Source organism: Corynebacterium sp. HMSC058E07 (genome assembly GCF_001809885.1).
GTDB classification, from domain to species: domain Bacteria; phylum Actinomycetota; class Actinomycetes; order Mycobacteriales; family Mycobacteriaceae; genus Corynebacterium; species Corynebacterium macclintockiae.
Window position 1 is genome coordinate 289,261 of the sequence record NZ_KV799275.1, and the last position, 20,507, is coordinate 309,767.

Here is a 20,507-nt window from a genome sequence, read left to right on the forward strand (position 1 = left end):
CCGTACTTGTAGATACTCATCGCTGATGCTGCTTCATCGCGGTCTCATCAGACTTCGTTGTTCTTCATGTCGACGTAAGTTCCTCGTCCTTTTTGTTGACGCCCACTTTCGCGGCCGTCACCTACTTCCACTGTCACTGGCAGTGTGACGATGTAGTCACGTACAGGGTCTGCATCCACGGTGGCGGATACCCTAAGCGCACGGCTGAAAGCCCTACGCTTCACGGCGATTTCCCATGCCTCCACGGTGGGAGTGATCCACGCGCCGCGCCCGGAAAGCTTCCTTTCCGGGTCCGGGACAACCTGAACCTTACCCTCGGTGCCTCCCCCAGCATGACGTGCAACGCAACGCAGCAGCTGATCTATTCCGATCACCTGCTTGGTAGCAATGCACGTCCGTTCGGGAAGGTGCTTACCCGTGGGACTTTCATGGGATACCACCTGCCCACTGTACCCCGCTCCCGGTGGAAACAGTTAACTGGGCGTGTCCTCCGCAGCCGCGTCCGTCTCCGATCGAATATCGATCTTCCAGCCGGTCAGACGGGCAGCCAGGCGGGCATTTTGACCTTCGCGGCCGATGGCCAGGCTCAGCTGGTAGTCCGGTACAACGGCACGGGCAACCTGCATCTCCGGGTCGGTGACCTTGACGCTGACGATCTTGGAAGGCGACAGAGCGTTGCCAACGAACGTCGCCGGATCATCGGAGTAGTCGATAATGTCGATCTTCTCCCCGCCCAACTCGCTCATGATATTGCTGACGCGCTGGCCACGTGGACCAATACAAGCTCCCTTGGCGTTCAGCCCCTTCACCGTGGAGCGCACGGCGATCTTGGTACGGTGGCCGGCTTCGCGGGCGACGGAGACGATCTCCACCGAACCATCCGCAACCTCGGGCACCTCGAGCGCAAACAGTCCCTTCACCAGTTCCGGGTGGGTGCGGGACAGGTTGATCTGCACCATGCGGTTGGCGTTGTTGATCACGTCAGTCACAAACGCCTTCACCCGCATGCCGTGTTCCAGCTTCTCCCCCGGAATGTGCTCAGCCGGCAGGATCTGACCGTCCTGACCGTTGGCCTCGGTACCCAGGTGAACGATGGTCACGCCGCGCTCATTGGCGCGAGCATCCGCGGAGACCACACCGGAGACCACGCGGTAGCGCAGCTCTGCATACTCGTCATAGCGGTTCTGCACGCGCGCGGAGTTGATGCGGAAGCGGATTGCCTCACGCACCGCGAGTGCGCCGTCGCGTCCAAAATTTTTCGGAGTGTCGTCCAGGCGCCCGATGACGTTGCCATCTTCGTCCTTCTCGACCTGGTAGATGGTCACTTCGCCGCTGATGGGATCGATGTCCACATCGACCGGGCCGGTGAAACGACTGTTGGCGCGGTAGGCCTCCCGCAGACCCCGCTTAACCCCCTCCAGCAAGTCGTCAAAGGGTACCGACTCTTGCTTTTCGACTGCACGCAGTGCCGCCATGTCAATATTCACTTGTTTGCTCCTAGTCTTCTGCAGGGACTTGCGCTTCCGGCACGTCATAAGCTTCGATCGCCAGTCCGACGAGCTCCGCTTCGGCGTTAGGCGCCGGAGAGAATTCCACTTCTACCACCGCTCCTGCGTGATCTGCGAATCGCACGCGCCGCACACGTGGAGACTTCTTGTGTGGTGTGATCAACACGACATCTTCGTCGCCCACCTGAGCAATGCGGTGCACACCATCGGCCAGTCGCACCTGACGCCCAATGTTGCGCACCCAGTGGCGCCGCTCCGTCAGGGGGAAATCGACGCCCGGGGTGGATAGCTCCAAGGTGTATCCCGGCCCAAAGCTCATATCCCCCTTCGCTTCGGCGTCATCCAAGTGGGCGGACACCTCGCGGCTGAGTTCTTCCAACCGATCCAGATCCGGCCTTTCCGCGCGCGGATCGGCGGTATCCACCGCAATCCTGATCGCGGACTTCGCTCCGGCCTTGGTGATCTTGATGTCTTCGATCACCAATCCGAATTCTTCAACCAGCCCGCGTAGCGAGTCTGCCAACTGTTCCTTGTGGGGAAATGCCATGACCATGCAGTCTAGCAGCAGGCGGCTTCTAGTAGACTTCTAACACTGATGAATACGACCAGTTCCAGCTTCCCTCTCCCGCTCCTCTCCCGTCGCCGTTTTCTCAGCGCCGGGGCGCTTGTAGGCGCCGGGCTTACCCTTGCCTCCTGCGACAAAGGGCTGGCATTCGGTGGTCAGCCAGCACCGACGGAGCAACTGGTGGAACTGGCGGCGGCGGTGAAAAACCAACAGCAAAAGATGGCCTCCGCCAAGCTCGAAAAGTGGCATGCATTCCTTGGCCAGCAGCACGACCTGTTGGCCAAGGAAGTTCGGCGTCAATGCGGCAGTGACAAGGACGGCAACCCGCCGCAACAATGCGGCGACGAGGCGGACGAGGCAACGTCGGGCTCAGAAAGAATTTTTTTGGACAAGCTCTACCCCGCTGCGCTCAGCAACGACGGCAAGGAGCTTTCCGCAGATCAACGGGAACAATTGGGGGCGCAGAACTCCCTCATCGCGGGTCTGTGGGGCGCGTACAGCGCGGCCAAGGAATCCGATTACAGCCTTCCCGAGTTCTCCCGCGGCGTGGGGAGTGCGGAGGACTTCCAGGCTCTACTGCCGCTGACCTATGGCGCGATCTACGCCTCGGGAGTGGCACTGGCGAAGGTGCCTGCCGCGGACGGCCAGACACGGTCGCAGATTCAAGATGTGGCCAACCAGCTGCGAGTTCTGCGTGATCAGTCCATCGACGTTCTGCGCAGTCATGGCGCCGATGTGCCCTCCCCGGAGTCCGGCTATAGCCAAGGCGACGCGGACGGGAAAACGGACGCTGCGGCGTACCTCTACCCCACGCTGACCCCCATCAGCGTTCAGCTGCGTCGCATTACCGAACACGCCAACGACGATCGCGCCGTCCAGTTCGCGGCGGGCTGGGTGCGGGCCAACTCTCACGCGGAGGCGACCCTAGAGCGCCTCCAGGGGAAGGATCCCCTGGACATGCACCTGCGCGGGCAGTCGAACTAGGAGTTCAGCACCCGCTTCGCCTCAGTGAGTGCGTTGGCGTAGTCAACCTCGTAGGTCTCCTTCGTCATCCGATTGCGCAGCTCCACCTTGCCGTCGGCAAAACCGCGGCCGACCACGATGACCAGCGGCATACCCAGCAGCTCGGAATCCTTGAACTTCACGCCCGGGGATACCTTCGGGCGGTCGTCGAAAAGAACCTCCAGACCGTCGTTGGACAGCGTCTCCACCAGCTCCACGGCAGCTTCACCCGCGGCGGCGTCCTTGTTGGCGATGACCACGTGCACGTCGAAAGGAGCCACGGAGGCCGGCCAGCGCAGCCCGGATTCGTCCAGCATCTGCTCGGCGATAACGCCCACCAGGCGCGATACGCCCACGCCGTAGGAGCCCATCGTCGGAATCGACTGGCGCCCAGCCTCGTCCAGGATCTTCACGTCGAAGGCCTCGGTGTACTTGCGGCCCAGCTGGAAGATGTGTCCGATCTCGATGCCGCGGGCCAGGGTCAGGGTGCCCTTGCCGTCCGGCGACGGATCGCCTTCCAACACCTCGGCGGCTTCGATCACGCCATCCGGGGTGAAGTCGCGTCCGGCGACCATACCCACGACGTGGCGGTTCTTCGCGTCCGCGCCAGTGATCCAGGAGGTTCCCTCGACCACGCGCGGGTCGGCCAGCACGCGCACGCCGTTGTCCGCCAGACCCTTCGGTCCGACGTAGCCCTTAACCAGGAACGGGTGCTTCTTGAAGTCCGCCTCGTCGGCCAGCTCCACCTGTGCGGGCTCCATGGCCGCCTCCAGGCGCTTCATGTCAACTTCGCGGTTGCCCGGCACCAGCACACCGGTCAGGGATTCGCCCCGGGGCTTGCCTTCCTTATCCAGGGTCGGATCGTTGACCTTCACCACGATGCACTTCAGCGTGTCCGCGGCCTCCACGGCACGGCCATCGACCGTGATGCCCTCACTGTTGGCCCACTCCACCAGCGCTTCGATGGTTTCGCTATCCGGGGTGTCGTATTCCTTGGCCTCCGGCTGGCCTTCGATCGGCTGCGTCGGCGGGACCTGCGTCACCACAGCCTCGACGTTCGCCGCGTAGTCGCTCTCGGTCGAACGCACGAATGTGTCCTCGCCGTTGGCCGCGACAGCCAGGAACTCCTCGGACGCGGAACCGCCCATAGCGCCGGAGGTCGCGGAGCAGATAGCGTACTCGATGCCCAGTCGGTCGAAGATGTTCTGGTAGGCCTTGCGGTGCAGCTGGTAGGACTCGTCCAGCCCCTCGTCGTTCATGTTGAAGGAGTAGGAATCCTTCATAACGAACTCGCGGCCACGCAGGATGCCGGCGCGCGGACGCTCCTCGTCGCGGTACTTCGTCTGGATCTGGTACAGGATGACCGGGAAATCCTTGTAGGAGTTGTACTCATCCTTCACGACGGAGGCGAACATCTCCTCGTGCGTCGGTCCCAGCAGGTAGTCGGCGCCCTTCCGATCCTTCAGCCTAAACAGTGCGTCGCCGTACTCCACCCAGCGTCCGGTAGTGTCGTAGGGCTCGCGAGGCAGCAGCGCTGGGAAGGATAGTTCCTGTGCGCCGATGGCGTTCATTTCCTCGCGGACGATCTTTTCAATGTTGCGCAGAACCCGCAGGCCTAGCGGCAACCACGAGTACACGCCGGGGGCCACGCGGCGGATGTATCCCGCGCGTACCAGCAGCTTGTGGCTGGGCACCTCTGCATCCGCGGGGTCGTCGCGAAGGGGGCGCAAGAAGAGTTGTGACATCCGAGTAATCATGAATCTTGACTTTACCTTTTCGCCTTGTGACTTGTGTCGTTCGGTAGGGGTTTTAGCTAGTCTGTGGGAATGCTGATCGTGCTTCCCCCATCCGAGACCAAGGCCCCCGGCGGTTCCCTGCCTGCCGGTGCACCGCTGCACTTCCCGGAACTCGACCCCATCCGCGAGGACATCGCCCGCGACCTGGTGGCCTTGTGCACCGACGATCCGGATGCCGCCATGCAGGTCCTGGGCCTGTCCGAGAAGCTACGCAGCGAGGTCGAGGCCAACCAAGTCCTCCACACCGCCCCGACGTTGCCTGCCCTGCACCGTTACACGGGCGTGCTCTACGATGCGCTCGATGTGTCTTCTCTTTCGGACGCCACTACGCACCACCTAGCCATCGGTTCAGCACTGTTTGGCCTAGTCATGGGCGGGGACCCGATCCCCCATTACCGCCTGTCAGGCGGCACCAAATTGACCCCCGGCACCACCATGAAGAAGCGCTGGGGCTCCGCCATCACCGAGGCACTCCAGCGGGCGGAGGCAGAACACGGCCTGGTGGTCGACATGCGATCCGGTGCTTATCAGCAGCTCGGCAAGCTCAAGACTGCGGTGACTGTGCGGGTGGAATCCGTGCGCCCGGACGGCAGTCGCAAGGTCGTCAGCCACTTCAACAAGCACTATAAGGGTCTGCTGGCCCGCGCGTTGGCGCAGAACCCCACCGGCACCACTGCCGCCGAGGTCGCGGACATCGCCCGCGCCGCCGGATTCACGGTGGAGCTAAACTCCGCCGAGCTCACCCTGGTCGTCTAGAGTCCCGCGACGTCCCCGATGACGTACACCACGGGCGAGGTCACCCCGTTGACTTCGAATGTTTCCGCCAGCGTGCCCAGCGTGCACCGGAAGGAGCGCTGCTGCTCCGTGGTGCCCTCCTGAATGATCGCCGCCGGGGTGTCTGCGCTCAGCCCTCCGGCCTGCAGCTCCGCGGCGATGGCGGCGACGTTGCGCACGCCCATGATCACGCATAGCGTGGCCCCCGATGCTGCTAAAGCCCGCCAATCCACCAGGCTGCGCGGGTCGTTTGGCTCCACGTGGCCGGAGACCACGGTGAACGCGTGCACCATTCCCCTCTGGGTCACTGGCACCCCAACTGCCGCGGGAACGCTCACCGCGCTGGTCACGCCCGGGATCACCTCGCAGGGCACGCCACTTGCAGCACACGCCTGCACTTCCTCAAACCCCCGCCCGAACACAAACGGATCCCCGCCTTTCAGCCGGGCGACGTTCTTCCCCGCCCGGGCGTGTTCGATCAGCAGCTCGTTGGTCCGCTCCTGGCTGACCTGCTTCGAGTAAGGCAGTTTGGCCACATCGATGACCTCCTTGGCCTCCACGTCGCACAGCTTGTGTAGCTCGCTCGTCGGCCCCAGGTGATCCGTCAGGATCACGTCGGCCGCCTGCAGCGCGCGCATGCCCCGCACCGTAATCAGATCCCATGCGCCTGGTCCGCCGCCGATCAGCACTACTTTGCCTGTCTCACTCATGGGTTCACAGCCTACCCCTACAATGGTCAGCACCATGAATACCTTCGCCGAAGAATTCCCGGAACTCGCGCTCCCCGCCACCGGCGAGGTTTTCCCAGACCCGCAGGTGCTGGTCCTCAACGAACCCCTCGCCACCGAGCTGGGCCTGGACCCCGAATGGCTCCGCAGCCCCGCGGGCATAGACTTCCTGACCGGCCAGGGCGATTGTGTCGCGCTGGGCTACGCTGGCCACCAGTTCGGCCAGTTCAACCCGCGCATGGGCGACGGCCGCGCCCTACTGCTGTCCGAGCACACGGATCCCCACGGCAAGAACTGGGACATCCACGCCAAAGGCACCGGTCGCACGCCCTTCTCCCGAGGCGGCGACGGACACTACCCCCTCGACGCCGCCCTCAAGGAGTTCGCCTTCGCCGAGTCCCTCCACGCACTCAGCGTCCCCACCGCCCGCTCCCTAGCCGTCCTGACCACGGGCGGCACCGTTCCCCGCAGGCGCCTCCACCCGGGCGCGATCGGAGTGCGCGTCGCCAGTTCCCACATCCGCATCGGCACTTTTCAATACGCCGCGCTTTTGGGCCCGTCCGTCACCGACCGCCTCACCCGTTACGCCCTGGCCCGCCACTTCCCCGCTGGCTCCTCACCCTTCGATCTTTTTGACGCCACAGTCGCCCGCCAAGCCGAACTCGTCGCCAACTGGATGCGCTTCGGCTTTATCCACGGTGTGATGAACACCGACAACGTGGCGATTTCCGGCGAGACGATCGACTACGGCCCGTGCGCATTCATGGACTATTTCGCCACGGACACTGTTTATAGCTCCATCGACACCCGTGGCCGCTACGCCTACGCCCAGCAGCCCGCCGTGATGATGTGGAACCTTGCGCGCCTGGCTGAGGCGCTCGTGCCGCTGGTCGATGAGGGCGTCAAAAAATTTACAGAACGGCTACAGCGCTACCAGCCGCAGTACGGCGCGGCGTGGGACAAAGCGATGGCAGCAGCGTTGGGGGCGGAAGGTTGCGCGGAGCAGCTCTTGGGTTTGTTGGAGGTCGCGGCGCCCGATTACAACGCGCTGCTGGCGGGACTCACCCCGGGCAAGGTCCCGCCGGGCCTCGAAGGAATTCCTGGCGCCGCGGAGTGGACCGAGCACTGGTCGGCGCTGGATCCACAGCCCCACAATCCGATCTATCTGCCGCGAAACCACGGCCTACAGGCGGCGCTTGCGGAGGCCGAACAGGGAGACATCGGCCGCTACCTGCTAACCCTTGAGGCGCTGCGCAATCCCTACGAGTGGGACGACAAATACGAAAAACTCGGCCTCCATGCGGCGGTGCCGCGCGCGGAGGCCGAGTTCACGACGTATTGCGGAACCTAGACCAGCTTCAGAGCCTTCTGGGAGCGATCCCACTGCTCGTTAAACAGGTTGGAGTCCTTGGACAGGCGGGTGCCGTAGGAAGGAATCATTTCCTTCAGCTTCGGAGCCCAGTCGGCGATGCGGTTGCCGAAGCAGCGCTCCAGGACCTCGAGCATTGCGGACGGTGCAATGGACGCACCCGGGGAAGCACCCATCAGGCCGGCGATGGTGCCGTCGTTGGAGTTGATTAGCGCGGTGCCGAACTCCAGGGAGCCGAACTTCGGGGCGCCGATCGGCTTGATGACCTGCACGCGCTGGCCAGCGGTGACCAGCTCCCAATCCTCGGCACGGGCTTCCGGCATGTACTCGCGCAGGGATTCCACGCGGGCTGCCTGGTCCTTCAGCACCTCTTCGATGAGGTACTTCGTCAGGCCCATCTCCTGCACACCAACACCCAGGTAGGACGGGATGTTGCCCAGGCGCAGGGACTTGACCAGATCCAGGTAGCTGCCCTTCTTCAGGAACTTCGGGGTCCAACCGGCGTAGGGGCCGAACAGCAGGCCCTTCTTGCCGTCGATCACGCGGGTATCCAGGTGCGGGACAGACATCGGCGGGGCGCCGACGGAAGCCTTGCCGTAGACCTTCGCCTGGTGCTGCTCCACCAGCTCCTGGTTGGTGCAGCGCAGCCACTGGCCGGAGACCGGGAAGCCACCGTAGCCCTTGATCTCCGGGATGCCGGACTTCTGCAGCAGCGGCAGAGCCATTCCGCCCGCGCCGACGAAGACGAAGTTGGCGGTGATCACGGAGGTGTCGCCCGTGTGCAGGTTCTTAGTCGTGATCTTCCACTTCGAGCCGTCGCGGTCGATGTTCTTGACCTCGTTGCCGTAGCGAACCTCAACGCCCTTCGCGGTCACGGCATCCAGGTACTGGCGGGTCAGGGCGCCGTAGTTGATGTCCGTTCCGTCGTCGAACCAGGAGATCGCGACCGGGTTGTTGAAGTCACGACCGCGAGCCATCAGCGGCAGGAACTCGGCGAACTTCTCGTCGGAGTCGCTGTACTGCATGTTCGGGAACAGCGGGTGATCCTTCAGCGCCTCGTAGCGGGCCTTCAGGTAGTCGACCTGATCCATGCCCTGGGCAAAGGAGACGTGCGGCACCTTGTTGATGAACTCGGACGGGTCGCCCAGCACGTTCTGTTCCACCAGGTAGCTCCAGAACTGGCGGGAGACCTGGAACTTCTCGTTCACACCGACGGCCTTGGAAATGTCGATCTTTCCGTTGACCTCGGGGGTGTAGTTCAGCTCGCACAGTGCGGAGTGACCGGTGCCTGCGTTGTTCCACGGATCGGAGGATTCCGCACCCGGGGTGTCCAGACGCTCGATGATCACCTGGCTCCAGTCTGGCTGCAGCTCCTTGAGCATGACGGACAGGGTGCTGGAAATAACACCAGCGCCGACTAGTGCTACATCCACAGAATCTTTGTTTGCCACTATGTATTCATTCCTTCGGAGGAAAAGTCAGATCTTTATTGCTTCACATTTACTCTACGCCTGTAGCTCTATGTTTCAACGCTATTTCGCCCCACGTGGCGCTAGCATGAGGGCATGTCAAACAGTTCCGCGCTCCCTTCTTCCGCCGCCGACCTCGATTTTTTGCCCGATGAGCTGGGCGAAGGCTTCGGCCACTGCTTCCTCGAGTTGGGCGACGATCCGGACGGCGAGTCCCCCATTCGTTGCACTCTGGTGCGTTACTGCCCCACCGTGCCGGACGATTCCTTTTTCGCCCGCCCCGCCATGCTTTTCGTCCACGGAATGACCGACTATTTCTTCCAGGATCACGTCGCCCGCCATTTCCACGACCGCGGCTATGCCGTTTACGGCCTCGACCTTCGCAAGTGCGGTCGTTCCTGGCGCGAGGGCCAGACCTGGCACCACGTCAGCGACCAGTCTCTTTACGACGTCGACCTCACCACCGCCACGTCGTTGCTCGCCGCCGCCCACGGTGCGGTGGTTCCTGTGGGGCACTCGACCGGCGGGTTGGACGTCACGATGTGGGCTCATCGCCTTTTTGACGCCAACTCCCCCCTCCACAGTTCCATCGCCGCTATCGTCTTGAACTCCCCGTGGTTTGGCCTGCAGTTCAACCCGGCCGTCCGCTTCGTCATTAATCGCGTTCTGCCGATCGTTCACAAACTGAAGCCCAACATGCTGCTGCCCGGCGGAATCAACCCGGTCTATGGCCAATCCCTGCACGTCACCGAAGCTGGCGAGTGGAGCTACAACCTGCGCCTCAAGCCTCTGGAGCCGCGCCCCAAATATCTGCAGTGGCTCCTGGGCGTGGCTCGCGAGATCCGCCGCCTGCACTCCGGCAAGGGAGATACGGGCGTGCCCACGCTGATCCTCACCAGCCACACCCACCACTTCTCCAAGCGCCTCTCCCGCCAGTCCTACAACGCCGACCTGATCCTCATGCCCAGCCAGATGTGGCAGCAGGCTTCCAACGCCTCCTCACTGTCCACCACTATCGTCATCGAGGGCGCGCTGCACGACGTTTTCCTGTCCCGTCCCCAAGTCCGCAACCGCGCCTTCGCCGCCACCGATGAGTGGCTTAGCGACGTTTTCAAAGAAAGGAAGATCCACCGTGCCTGATTTCGACCTCATCATCGTCGGCACCGGGTCCGGCAACTCCCTACCCAGCCCCGCCAACGAGCATCAGAAGATCGCCATCGTGGAAAAGGGCACCTTCGGCGGAACCTGCATCAACGTGGGCTGCATCCCGACCAAGATGTTCGTCCACACCGCCGACGTCGCCCGCAGTTTTTCCGAGGCCTCCCGCCTCAGCCTCACCGGCGAGCTCAAAGACGTCGATTGGAAGGGCATCCAACGCCGCGTCTTCGCAGATCGCATCGATCCCATCAGCGAAAGCGGCGCCGCCTACCGCGCGGGTGACGAGACCCCGAACATCACCCTCTTCGAAGGCACTGCCCGCTTCGTCGGCCCCCGCACCCTCCAGATCGACGACGGCCCCACCATCACCGGCACCAACATCGTGCTCGCCACCGGCGGCCGCCCGCGCATCCACCCCACCCTCGCCGACGTGCGCTACCGCACCAACGAGGACATCATGCGCCTCGATGAACTGCCCGAGTCCCTCATCGTCGTCGGCGGCGGCATCGTCGCCGTGGAGTTCGCCGCGATGTTCTCTGGCCTCGGCACGCAGGTCACGCTCATCAATCGCTCGGACAAGCTATTGCGGAAGTTGGACGCCGACATCTCCGAAGCCTTCACCACCCAAGCCAAGCAACAGTGGACCAACCACCTGGGGCGTACCATCACCGCCGCACAAGAAACCGCCGACGGGCAGATCTGCCTCACCCTCGACGATGGAACGACCGTCACTGGCCAGGAGGTGTTGGTCGCGATGGGGCGGGTCAACAATTCGGACACGTTGGACTGTGAAAAGGGTGGCGTCAACACCAAAGAAAACGACCGAATTGAGGTCGACGAATACGGTCGCACCAGCGCCGACGGCGTGTGGGCGCTAGGCGATGCGTGCAACGACTTCGAGCTCAAGCACGTCGCCAACGCCGAGGCACGCGTGGTGTCGCACAACCTGGCGCACCCCGATGACCTGCGGAAGTTTAACCACGACGTGGTGCCCAGCGGTGTGTTCACGCACCCGCAGATCGGCGTGGTGGGTATGACCGAGGCCGAAGCCCGCGCGACTGACCGCCCCATCGCCGTAAAGATCCAAAAGTACGGCGACGTGGCCTACGGCTGGGCAATGGAAGACACCACTGGTTTCTGCAAGGTCATTGCAGACCGCAGCACCGGCGAGATTCTCGGCGCGCACATCATCGGCCCGGAGGCCAGCTCGCTGATTCAGTGCTTCGTCACCGCCATGGCCTTCGGCATCAATGCCCGGGATTTCGCCGAAAAGCAGTATTGGCCCCACCCTGCTCTGACAGAATTGGTCGAGAACGCCCTGCTGGGGTTAGATCTCGAAAACTAACGAAGGAGCCTTTTCGCCATGCTTGCAGTAGTCACCGGAGCAGCCTCAGGTATCGGCCGGGAGGTGGCACTGCAACTGGCCGAACGTGGCTATGCAGTGGCCATCAGCGACCGCGACGAGGAAGGCCTGGCCACCACTGCCAACGACATCACCTCCCGCGGCGGCACCGTCGCTGACCAGCGCACCGTCGACGTCACCGACGTGGAAGCGGTGAAGGCGTGGGCGGACGACGTGGTCGCTACCCACGGTGCCCCGGATCAGGTGCACCACGTGGCCGGCATCGCCATCTGGGGTGATGTGCGCCAGATGCCCCACGAAAAGTGGCAGCGCGTGATCGATGTGAACCTGATGGGTTCCGTGCACATGGTGGAGGCCTTCGCGCCGAAGCTCATGGAGAGCCAGCCGGTTCGACGGCGCCGCCGCGATCGCCGGAAATTCGTGTTCGTCTCCTCCGCCGCCGGCATCATCGGGCTGCCGTGGCACGCGGCGTATTCCGCCTCCAAGGGTGGTGTACTTGGCATGTGCGAGGTGCTGCGCTTCGACCTGGCCCCTTACGGCGTGGACGTGCACGCCGTTGCCCCCGGCGCGGTGGACACTCCCCTGGTACGCACCATTGACATCCACGGCGTGGATCGCTCCAAGAAGCGCATACAGAAGGCAACGGCCCTGTTCCAGGGCCACGCGGTCACTCCCGCCAAGGCGGCTCAAAAAATTTTGAAGGGCGTGGACAAGGGCAAGTACCTCATCAACACCAGCCCCGACATCCCAGTGGCCCGCTGGGCACAAGTTAACGCCCCCTGGGCCTACAAGGGAGCGATGAAGGCGCTTAACGCTGGGTTCCGATGGGCGTCAAAGTAAGAACGGCAACGAGATCGAGGCGAGCAACACGAGCGCAATAAAAGCGAGGAACACCTTGCCCTGCCAGTGGGCGTAGTTGAAGTCCATGCCAACCCCGAAGCGCTTGTCGACCATCACGGCCGGATCCTCCGGGTTGTAGTAGAACATGCCCCACTTGTAGTGCTCGTCGTTGTCCCGCCCCTCGCCGCTCGTGTTCGCTAGCGCGGACTGCTTCCTCGCCAGAGCCACGACCATGGCCAGACAAACCGCAAACACGAGCACGAGCGAACCGATTATGGCCGGAGCCACCCAGTCCGTGTGCAGCACGGTCACAACCTGCAGGCTAGCGAGCAAGATGGCCACCGCAACGTTCATCACCGCCAGCCACATCGCCGTATGACGCCAAACAATCTTCTGCGAAACCTTCCCCCGCAGCGACGTATCCGCTCGGGCCGGCACGCTAACGCGCAACAATGCGACCGTAATCAGCGCAAAAAGCAGCACCATTCCCACACCAAAGAACGTCGGGAAGAACACCGAACCCACAGATTTGCTATCCCAGCTATCCGGTTCGAAACCACTGCCGAAGTGAGTGGCGAAGCGCTCGGGAATATCACCCCACCGCGCGGCCACGTACCCGGCCGCGACGGCGAGCACAGCCAGCGCTGCCCAGGTGAAGGCCCATGCACGTTGCGGAGATGTGTCCTCTACCGGCGTGATCTCCCCGGCCACGACCGTACGCACGCCGTCGAACCAGCCTTCCCGCTGCTTGGCCTCGCGTATTGGCTTCCCGGCCTGGTTGAGATTCCACATAAAGAAACCCACCGGCACGAGGGTCAGCACTGCGCCAACTACTGGCACCACAGCGGCCGGTATCGCGAGCAGCGCAGAGACCACAGTCGCCGCAACCTGGCGTTTAAGGAACGTACCCTCTTGTCGCCGCACCACATCGTCGCCCCAATGTGTCTCCGGCACGCGCACGCCCAACCGTACTCCCGGCGACGACAGCTTCGGCGTGCACACCAGGATCAGCCCTACAAGCAGTGCTGTCACGCAGAACACTCCTGCAAGGAATGGATCGAATGCAATCATGATGGTTCTCCTATTCCCACTTCACCGCGAGGTCGTCAACCGTCGCGCAAATGTCATCTGTCTTGAAGCCTTGCGCGAGCGCCCGCCACACCGTGGCCCGCAGATCCTCGCGCAGCCGTTCGCGCTGTTGCGCGCTAGGCCGCTTAGGCCGCGTAATCACGGTGCCCGATCGCGCCGCCGTGAGCACTAGCCCGTCTTCTTGTAGCTGGTCGTATGCCTTCTTGACTGTTGCGGGATTGACGCCATATTCCACCGCCAACCGCCTCACCGAAGGCAAGGGTTGTCCGTCTTGCAGTTCGCCGGAGATAATCCCCGCCACGATTCCGTCGTGGATCTGTTGAGCGATCGGCACGGGCGAGTCGGGCTCCACGATGAGATACATGGGACGAGAACCTCCTTCAGAATCTGTATTACAGATAGTAACACAAACTGTATCGCCATGAGCAACACAAAAAGATCTCAATGCCCGATGTTCGATTTTTCTAGCTTCTACGCAAGGGGGTTGTCCGGGTCGGTTTATATACTGCACGCACAAGCCGGAAAAATTTTTGGCTACACCATAAAACCACCTCCGAACAGGCAAAAGAGGAAAGACCATGTTCGAGCATTCCACCACCACACCCTGCTGGCGCATCACCGACCCAAACGATCCACTAAGCGCCGCAGCGTGCGAAGTAAACCGCGGGCACGTAAACCTCGCCGTGGCCTGCACGCCCGAGATGGACGAGTGCGTCATCGACGTATCCACCCGCCTGGCCGTGCGCCTCGGCCTGACGGAATACCGCGCACTCACCCTGGTAGAGATCGGCCACATGTTCCGCCGCTTCCCCACCATCCTCGAACTCGCCCGTACCGGCGCCTACTCGCTTGACCTGCTGCGATGCATGGCCGAGTGCCTCAGCCCCGTCAAGATGGACGTGCCCGAAATTTTCGAGGAAAAAATTTTTCAGGCGATCTCCCCCACCGTCCCCAACCAGGCCATGCTTGCCCGGGCCACCATTCGCAGTCGCATCGAGCAAGTGATCCGCAAGCACGATCCCCAGGCCCTGCCGGAGGAGTCGAAGGATACGGACACGGGTTCCTCCGCGCGCCTCGACATCGACGATCGCCCCGACACCACCACTGTTTTCTTCTTGACGCTGCCCAAACTCGAAGGGTTAGAGCTCCAACGAACGCTCAATAACGTGGTCAAAAACAGTTCTTGCTCTCGCGCCGAAGCCCTGATGCGCCTGGTGCGCAGGCAGACCACGGCGGACATCACGCTAAACCTGTATCAGAGTACGGATCAGCCAGACGCCCCCATCTGGGCCGCGGGTGGCTGGGTCAGCTCAAAGGCCACGCAGAGATGGAAAGATCGCGTTACGCACGTCCAGTTCCCCGGTGCCGCAAGCAACGAGGGCTACTCCCCCACACCTCTGGTGCGGGCCAGCGTGGAGGGGCGCGACGGAACCTGCCGCTTCCCGGGATGTTCGGTGCCCGCACACAAGTGCCAGCTGGACCACGTGCAGCGCTATAACCATGAAAACCCGCAGGCAGGAGGGCCAACGGCGACGTCAAACCTGCATTGCCTGTGCGCCAAGCACCACAACGCGAAGACGACTGGATCCTGGGACGTCACCATCCATCCCGACGGCAACGAGACCTGGACGAGCCACGGCGACGGGCACACGGTGATGACGGCTCCCAACGGGCCACTGGGCCGGGAAACCTTCGCCCAGCGAGCGGAGAATCGTCGACGGGCAGCCTAGCGCGGCTCGTCGACTGGGACTCCCATGACGTCCAGCGCCGTGGCCAGACCGTCGTAGTTGGTGACTAGCATGACGAACGCAACCTGCTCCCGCTCGCTCAGCAGATCCCGCACGCGCTGGGCCATGTCGGCGGTCAGTCCACGGTCGCGGACTAGCTGCTCAGCGGCGTCCAGCAAGGTGCCGTGACGGCCGGTGAAGCCGTGGTCGGGCTGGAATAGGGCGTCAATACGTTTAACCCCAACCCGTGCGGCGAGGGCACGGTGCTGGTCGGCTTCGTAGGCGCTGCCGCGCAGGTAGGCGACGCGGAGGATGATCATTTCGGTTTCGACGCGCGAAAGGTAACCGAAGGGCATCATCGAGCCGCCGTACAGCAGCCAGAAAAAGAACAACCGCGGGGCGCGGCCGATGGTGGCGAACACTCCGAGGTTCTTTTTCTTGGTTACGCGGGCCCCGATGCGCGTGGCGAAGGCGCCGAATGGGCCGAGGCGGCGCAGGTGCTGCTTGCGCGGTACAGGGCCGGGCCCCAGAGGTGTAGTTTTGTCTCCCATACTTCTGGGAGGTTAGTCGGTCGGGCTAGGAATCGCTGGGAATCGTGAGAACCTCGTAGCCGTCCTCGGTAACGACGAGGGTGTGCTCGAACTGCGCGGTCCACTGGCGGTCCTTGGTCTGGACGGTCCAGTCGTCGTCCCAGACCTCGTAGTCGAGGCCGCCGAGGTTGATCATCGGCTCGATGGTCAGGGTCATGCCCGGTTCCAGCAGGTCGGTGTACATGGTCGGGCGATCGTAGTGCAGCACAACAAGGCCGTTGTGGAAGGTCGGACCAACGCCGTGGCCGGTGAAGTCCTCCACGACGTTGTAGCCGAAGCGCTTGGCGTAGCTCTCAATCACGCGGCCGATGATGTTGATCTGGCGGCCCGGCTTGACGGCCTTGATGCCCCGCCACATGGCCTTCTCGGTGCGTTCGACTAGCAGGCGGTGTTCTTCGGAGACGTCGCCGGCTAGGAAGGTCGCGTTGGTATCGCCGTGCACGCCGTTCTTGTAGGCGGTGACGTCGATGTTGACGATGTCGCCGTCCTGGATAACGGTGCTGTCGGGGATGCCGTGGCAGATGATCTCGTTGAGGCTCACGCAGCAGGACTTCGGGAAGTGCCGGTAGCCGAGGGTGGAGGGGTACGCGCCGTGGTCGCACATGTATTCGTGCGCCACCCGGTCAATTTCGTCGGTGGTCACACCGGGGGCGACGGCAGCCCCGGCGGCTTGCAGTGCGTCGGCGGCGATGCGGCTAGCTTCACGCATCTTTTCGATAGTCTCAGGCGTCTGCACCCACGGCTCGCCGATGTTCTCCTGCACGCTGTCCTTCCAGGCGTACTCTGGCCTTTCGATGTTGGCCGGGACGTTACGGATGGGCGTGGGGTTACCGGGGGTCAATGGTGCTCGAGTCATGGGTCCTTATTCTACTCTTGACGCCCTTCCGCCTCCGCGCCCGGGCCATCCAGGTTCTTAAAGAAATCGGCAGTCACGGCGGTAGCGTGCTCGGATCCGCCGCCGAGCACAATGAGGGTCGCAAAGGCCAGGTCGCCGCGGTATCCGGCTAGCCAACTGTGAGAACCTTCATTGATTTCCGCCTCACCGGTCTTGGCGTAGACCTCTCCGGCGCCGGCCACCCCGGAGCCCGAGCCATTGGTCACTACTGCCCGCATCATGCGGCGGAGTTCTTGAATGACTTTCGGATCCAGCTTCTTCTTGGCGTCCTTTTTGGCCTCGTCGTTATTCGCCTCGGTGTGGTGGTTGTCGCCGGCGATGAGGTACGGGGTGGGCACCTTGCCGGCTGCCACAGCGGAAGCGACCAAGGCTATGCCGAAGGGGCTGGCCAGGTCGAGGCCCTGGCCGTAGCCGGCTTCGGTGCGGTCGAGCATCGTCTCGCCCTCGGGTACGGAGCCGGTGATGGTCTCCAGGCCCTCGATGTCGTAGTCCGCGCCGAGACCAAACTGCGCTGCGACGTCCTTCAACTCGCCGGGCTTTAGCTTGGTCGAGATGTCCGCGAAGGTGGTGTTGCACGACTTGGCGAAGGCATCTTCCAGAGGGGTGCTGCCCAGCGAGAAACCGTTGTAGTTGGTCACCACGCGTCCGCCGATGTCCTGAGTTCCGGGGCAATCAACGATCGAATCCGGAGTAAGCCCCTGCTTCTGCAAGCCGGCGTATGCGGTGAGCATCTTGAACGTCGAGCCCGGCGGGTACTGGCCCATGAGAGCCGTGTTGCCGTCCTCGTCGGCCTTTTCTGACTGCGCGACGGCCAGCACTTCGCCGGTCGATGGGCGCATGACCACCATCATCACCTTCGAATCGGCGCGGGTATTCACAGCCTTCTGGGCGGCCTCCTGCACCTTGCGGGACAGGGAGACGCGCACGCTCGGCGCGGACTTGGCTTCCTCGCCGCCGACCTGGGCAACCTCGTTGCCCTCGTTGGTGGCGGCGACGACCTTCCAGCCGTTGACGCCCTGCAGGTCCTTTTCCACCACGCTGCTCACGCGCGACATGATGTCCGGGGCAAAGGAAGGATCGGGGCGCACCAAGGCGGGCTCTTCGTTCATGCGGACGCCCTCGACATTGCCGAGGACTTCCTGCAAGCGCTTGCCCTGAGCCTGGTTGACGCTCACGACGGAGTACTCGCCGTCCACCCCGTCGGCTTCCTCGGCCTCCTTTTCGGGGTTGATGGCGGGCACGGACTTGTCGCCCGCACGCAGGGCGTCGAGTTCACCGGCGATGCGGCGCATCGTTCCAAGTACGCTGGCCACCTTCTTCGTATCCACGAGGATGCGGTACTGGGTGCCCGGCTTCAGCAACACCGCGCCATCGGACCCCACGACATTCGCCACTGTCGCTGGCACGCTGCGCAGCTCCAGGTGCTGATTCGCGCCGAGCTCCGGGTGTAACACAGCCGGCTGCCAACGTACGGACCAGTCGTCGCCGGTGCGGGTCAGGCTCATGGACGAGTCATAGGAAAAATCGCGACCACCCGGCAGTTGCCAGTGCATCGAGTACTGGGCGGTGGCCTGGTTGTCCTTGGAGTTGACGTTCTTCAGTTCCGTCCGCAGCCCCTCGGCCTGCAGGGACTTCCACGCCTGGTCAATGGCCTGGGACGCCTCATCGGGGTTATCGGTCTCCCCGCCAGCTACGGAAGCCTCCCCCGGTGTGGAAAGGGCAGAAAGAAAGGCCTGGGCGGCGTCATCAGCAACATCAGGTTTCGGCGTACAAGCCGCAGCCCCCAGCACTAGCCCTGCCGTAGTGACGGCCGCGGTGATACTCCGTCGGGTGGCGGAGCTGAGGGAAAAAGTGAGGGTGCGCATAGGCACAGAGGTTAGCAGGGTTAATCGATGATTCCGCGTTCCCTCGCCACGGCGACGGCAGCTGTTCTGTTTTTCACATTGAGTTTGGAAAACACGTGCGCCATGTGGGACTTCACGGTCGCCTCCGTAAGAATCAGCTCCTTGGCGATGGCGCGGTTAGACTTGCCGTGGCTGGCCAGGGTTAGCACCTCCTGCTCGCGGTTAGTCAGCGATTCGAAGGGGTTGGCCAGGCGGCCGCGGAGCTTGCCGATGATGCTCTTGTTCATCACGGTCTGTCCGCGGGCGGCTTGGCGGATGCCCTCTGCGAGATCCTCCGGGGAGCAGTCCTTCAGCAGGTAGCCGACCGCGCCTGCGGAAATGGCGCCCAGCACGTCGCTGTCGGTGGAGTAGTTCGTCAGGATCAGCACCTGCGGGGCGGGCCGCTGCGTGCGGATGGCGCGGGTGGCACGCACGCCCCCAGACTCGGCGCCCTCGCTGCCGGGGCCTTCGCCGAAGCGTAGATCCATCAGTACAACGTCGGGGCGTTCCATCTCGCAGATCGCGACGGCGCGCTCGGGTTCGCCGACGGAGGCAACGACTTCCACGTCCCCGGTACCCCGCAGCATGGCTTCGATTCCGGCACGCACGACGGGGTGATCATCGCAGATCAGCACGCGAAGTTGGTCTGGCACAGTCAGCTCCTAACGCATCGGCACTTGGATGGAAACGCCACACCCGGCCCCTGGGGAGCTCTCCACGTGCATGGTTGCCCCGATTAGATTAGCGCGACGGCGGACGCCCGCCAGGCCGACGGGCGACAGGCTCATCTGGTCGGCGTCCATTCCGCGGCCATTGTCCACCACATCGAGGCTCAGCATGTCGTCCTGGTAGGTCAGGGTCACGCGGGCGCGCGTGGCCTCCGAATGCTTCACCACGTTAGACACGAGCGATTGGGTGATGCGCGTGAGCTCCTGTTCCACCTTTTCGTCCAGGTCGTAGGGATCGCCCTCAACGTCGAAGCTTAAGGCCTCACCCAGCGGGGTGCCCGAACACACGCGTGCCAGAGCGATGGGCAGGTCTCCGCCGACCAGCGGTCCGGGCTGCAGGGCGGCAATAATGCGGCGAGTTTCCGCCAGGTTGTCTTCGGCGGTGGTGCGCGCCAGCCGCAGGTTCTCCAGGATCTCGGGGTCATCGACGCGCTTCTCCACGGCCTGCAGGATCATGTGAATGGAACTTAAGCCCTGCGCGACCGTGTCGTGGATCTCCCCGGCCAGGCGGGTGCGTTCGTCCATTTCGCCAGCGAGGCGGCTGGCAGTTTCCCGGGCGCTGGCTTCGTCGCGCAGCTCCTTGAAGCCTAAGCCGACAACCGTCGCGACCACCGCGGCGACGATCGGCCCCAAGGCCTCCCCGCTGTGGTAGATAGACAACACGGTGACCACTGTGTTGCACACGATCGCCGGCCACATGGGCAGCACGCCGACGCACAGGAAGAACAGCGCAAATGCCATAAACGCAGCACTTGGGGCCACCAACAGCAGGCACGCCCAGGCGGCGATCACCAGCGTCAACCACAGCCACCTGGGGCGCAGCCACAGCCCCATGACGTAGATGAAGCACAGCGCTGCGGCGTTCCACGACCATCCGTCGCGGATGACGGTCACCGCCATCAGCAGAGCCATCAGCAGGTGCAGCCCCATGCCCAGGTAGACCCACGCCCGGTTCAGCGCAATGACCTTGTTCGACTTGGCGGTCGACTTTGATGTGTGAATCATGATTGTCCCCAAGTCTAA

The 20,507-nt window shown here is 63.2% G+C and carries 20 protein-coding genes; 7 read left to right on the plus strand and 13 right to left on the minus strand.

Translation table 11 applies throughout. The features are described from left to right. Positions 1-47 precede the first annotated feature (47 nt). The 3 genes from HMPREF2678_RS10050 to rimP are packed head-to-tail and all read right to left on the minus strand — an operon-like array spanning position 48 to position 2,061. Entirely contained in the window at positions 48-440 is a 393-nt protein-coding gene (locus tag HMPREF2678_RS10050) for a YlxR family protein (protein ID WP_080716694.1), read from the minus strand. A gap of 33 nt (positions 441-473) precedes the next feature. After that, positions 474-1,487, minus strand: a complete 1,014-nt coding sequence (gene nusA, locus HMPREF2678_RS06760) for a transcription termination factor NusA (protein WP_034972918.1) — start codon at positions 1,485-1,487, stop codon at positions 474-476. Between the two features lie 10 nt (positions 1,488-1,497). Continuing rightward, positions 1,498-2,061 carry a ribosome maturation factor RimP gene (gene rimP, locus HMPREF2678_RS06765; protein ID WP_070551510.1) on the minus strand — a complete coding sequence of 188 codons (564 nt, stop codon included), beginning with the start codon at positions 2,059-2,061 and terminating at the stop codon, positions 1,498-1,500. Positions 2,062-2,103: 42 nt separating this feature from the next. Between rimP and HMPREF2678_RS06770 the strand changes: the two genes are divergently transcribed. Then, complete coding sequence (locus HMPREF2678_RS06770; RefSeq protein WP_034982068.1) at positions 2,104-3,057, plus strand: ferritin family protein; 954 nt, start codon at positions 2,104-2,106, stop codon at positions 3,055-3,057. On the opposite strand, the gene HMPREF2678_RS06775 is transcribed toward HMPREF2678_RS06770, so the two are convergent. Then, complete coding sequence (locus tag HMPREF2678_RS06775) at positions 3,054-4,832, minus strand: proline--tRNA ligase (RefSeq protein WP_070551514.1); 1,779 nt, start codon at positions 4,830-4,832, stop codon at positions 3,054-3,056. The two genes, HMPREF2678_RS06770 and HMPREF2678_RS06775, sit on opposite strands and share 4 nt — an antisense overlap. Before the next feature lie 69 nt (positions 4,833-4,901). Here HMPREF2678_RS06775 and yaaA point away from each other — a divergent pair, with 69 nt between their 5' ends. Next, positions 4,902-5,627: a peroxide stress protein YaaA gene (gene yaaA / locus HMPREF2678_RS06780; protein WP_070551519.1), complete on the plus strand. Its 726-nt coding sequence runs from the start codon at positions 4,902-4,904 to the stop codon at positions 5,625-5,627. On the opposite strand, the gene cobA is transcribed toward yaaA, so the two are convergent. Continuing rightward, a complete protein-coding gene (gene cobA / locus HMPREF2678_RS06785; protein WP_083303431.1) occupies positions 5,624-6,355 on the minus strand; it encodes a uroporphyrinogen-III C-methyltransferase in 732 nt (243 codons plus the stop codon). The genes yaaA and cobA overlap by 4 nt on opposite strands. Here cobA and HMPREF2678_RS06790 point away from each other — a divergent pair. Next, a complete protein-coding gene (locus HMPREF2678_RS06790) occupies positions 6,354-7,724 on the plus strand; it encodes a protein adenylyltransferase SelO family protein (RefSeq protein ID WP_070551525.1) in 1,371 nt (456 codons plus the stop codon). The genes cobA and HMPREF2678_RS06790 overlap by 2 nt on opposite strands. Here the strand turns inward: HMPREF2678_RS06790 and mqo are convergent. Next, positions 7,721-9,193 carry a malate dehydrogenase (quinone) gene (gene mqo, locus HMPREF2678_RS06795; RefSeq protein WP_083303432.1) on the minus strand — a complete coding sequence of 491 codons (1,473 nt, stop codon included), beginning with the start codon at positions 9,191-9,193 and terminating at the stop codon, positions 7,721-7,723. The two genes, HMPREF2678_RS06790 and mqo, sit on opposite strands and share 4 nt — an antisense overlap. A gap of 114 nt (positions 9,194-9,307) precedes the next feature. On the opposite strand from mqo, the gene HMPREF2678_RS06800 reads away from it, so the two are divergent. From HMPREF2678_RS06800 to HMPREF2678_RS06810, 3 genes are read left to right on the plus strand one after another with little or no spacing between them, the layout of a single operon-like run. Further along, the gene (locus HMPREF2678_RS06800; RefSeq protein ID WP_070551532.1) at positions 9,308-10,351 is read left to right on the plus strand and encodes an alpha/beta hydrolase; all 1,044 of its coding nucleotides are present in this window, start codon (positions 9,308-9,310) and stop codon (positions 10,349-10,351) included. After that, a complete protein-coding gene (gene mtr, locus HMPREF2678_RS06805; protein ID WP_070551535.1) occupies positions 10,302-11,714 on the plus strand; it encodes a mycothione reductase in 1,413 nt (470 codons plus the stop codon). The genes HMPREF2678_RS06800 and mtr overlap by 50 nt, the downstream gene beginning before the upstream one ends. Positions 11,715-11,732: 18 nt before the next feature. Continuing rightward, the gene (locus tag HMPREF2678_RS06810) at positions 11,733-12,572 is read left to right on the plus strand and encodes an SDR family oxidoreductase (protein ID WP_034970580.1); all 840 of its coding nucleotides are present in this window, start codon (positions 11,733-11,735) and stop codon (positions 12,570-12,572) included. On the opposite strand, the gene HMPREF2678_RS06815 is transcribed toward HMPREF2678_RS06810, so the two are convergent. Together HMPREF2678_RS06815 and HMPREF2678_RS06820 are read right to left on the minus strand one after the other, a co-directional pair. Next, a complete protein-coding gene (locus HMPREF2678_RS06815) occupies positions 12,564-13,643 on the minus strand; it encodes a DUF5808 domain-containing protein (protein WP_070551538.1) in 1,080 nt (359 codons plus the stop codon). The two genes, HMPREF2678_RS06810 and HMPREF2678_RS06815, sit on opposite strands and share 9 nt — an antisense overlap. A 10-nt stretch (positions 13,644-13,653) precedes the next feature. Then, a complete protein-coding gene (locus HMPREF2678_RS06820; protein WP_070551541.1) occupies positions 13,654-14,025 on the minus strand; it encodes a GntR family transcriptional regulator in 372 nt (123 codons plus the stop codon). 214 nt (positions 14,026-14,239) lie between these two features. On the opposite strand from HMPREF2678_RS06820, the gene HMPREF2678_RS06825 reads away from it, so the two are divergent. Further along, positions 14,240-15,391: an HNH endonuclease signature motif containing protein gene (locus tag HMPREF2678_RS06825; protein ID WP_070551545.1), complete on the plus strand. Its 1,152-nt coding sequence runs from the start codon at positions 14,240-14,242 to the stop codon at positions 15,389-15,391. Here the strand turns inward: HMPREF2678_RS06825 and HMPREF2678_RS06830 are convergent. Genes HMPREF2678_RS06830 through HMPREF2678_RS06850 form a run of 5 tightly spaced genes read right to left on the minus strand, consistent with a single transcriptional unit; the run spans position 15,388 to position 20,489 of the window. Further along, the gene (locus tag HMPREF2678_RS06830; protein ID WP_070551548.1) at positions 15,388-15,939 is read right to left on the minus strand and encodes a carboxymuconolactone decarboxylase family protein; all 552 of its coding nucleotides are present in this window, start codon (positions 15,937-15,939) and stop codon (positions 15,388-15,390) included. The two genes, HMPREF2678_RS06825 and HMPREF2678_RS06830, sit on opposite strands and share 4 nt — an antisense overlap. 25 nt (positions 15,940-15,964) lie before the next feature. Further along, entirely contained in the window at positions 15,965-16,834 is an 870-nt protein-coding gene (gene map / locus HMPREF2678_RS06835; protein WP_070551551.1) for a type I methionyl aminopeptidase, read from the minus strand. Positions 16,835-16,845: 11 nt separating this feature from the next. Then, positions 16,846-18,738 carry a penicillin-binding transpeptidase domain-containing protein gene (locus HMPREF2678_RS06840; RefSeq protein WP_070551553.1) on the minus strand — a complete coding sequence of 631 codons (1,893 nt, stop codon included), beginning with the start codon at positions 18,736-18,738 and terminating at the stop codon, positions 16,846-16,848. Between the two features lie 20 nt (positions 18,739-18,758). Then, complete coding sequence (locus HMPREF2678_RS06845) at positions 18,759-19,409, minus strand: response regulator (protein WP_035008275.1); 651 nt, start codon at positions 19,407-19,409, stop codon at positions 18,759-18,761. Between the two features lie 9 nt (positions 19,410-19,418). Beyond that, a complete protein-coding gene (locus tag HMPREF2678_RS06850) occupies positions 19,419-20,489 on the minus strand; it encodes a sensor histidine kinase (protein ID WP_051894272.1) in 1,071 nt (356 codons plus the stop codon). Positions 20,490-20,507: the final 18 nt, after the last annotated feature.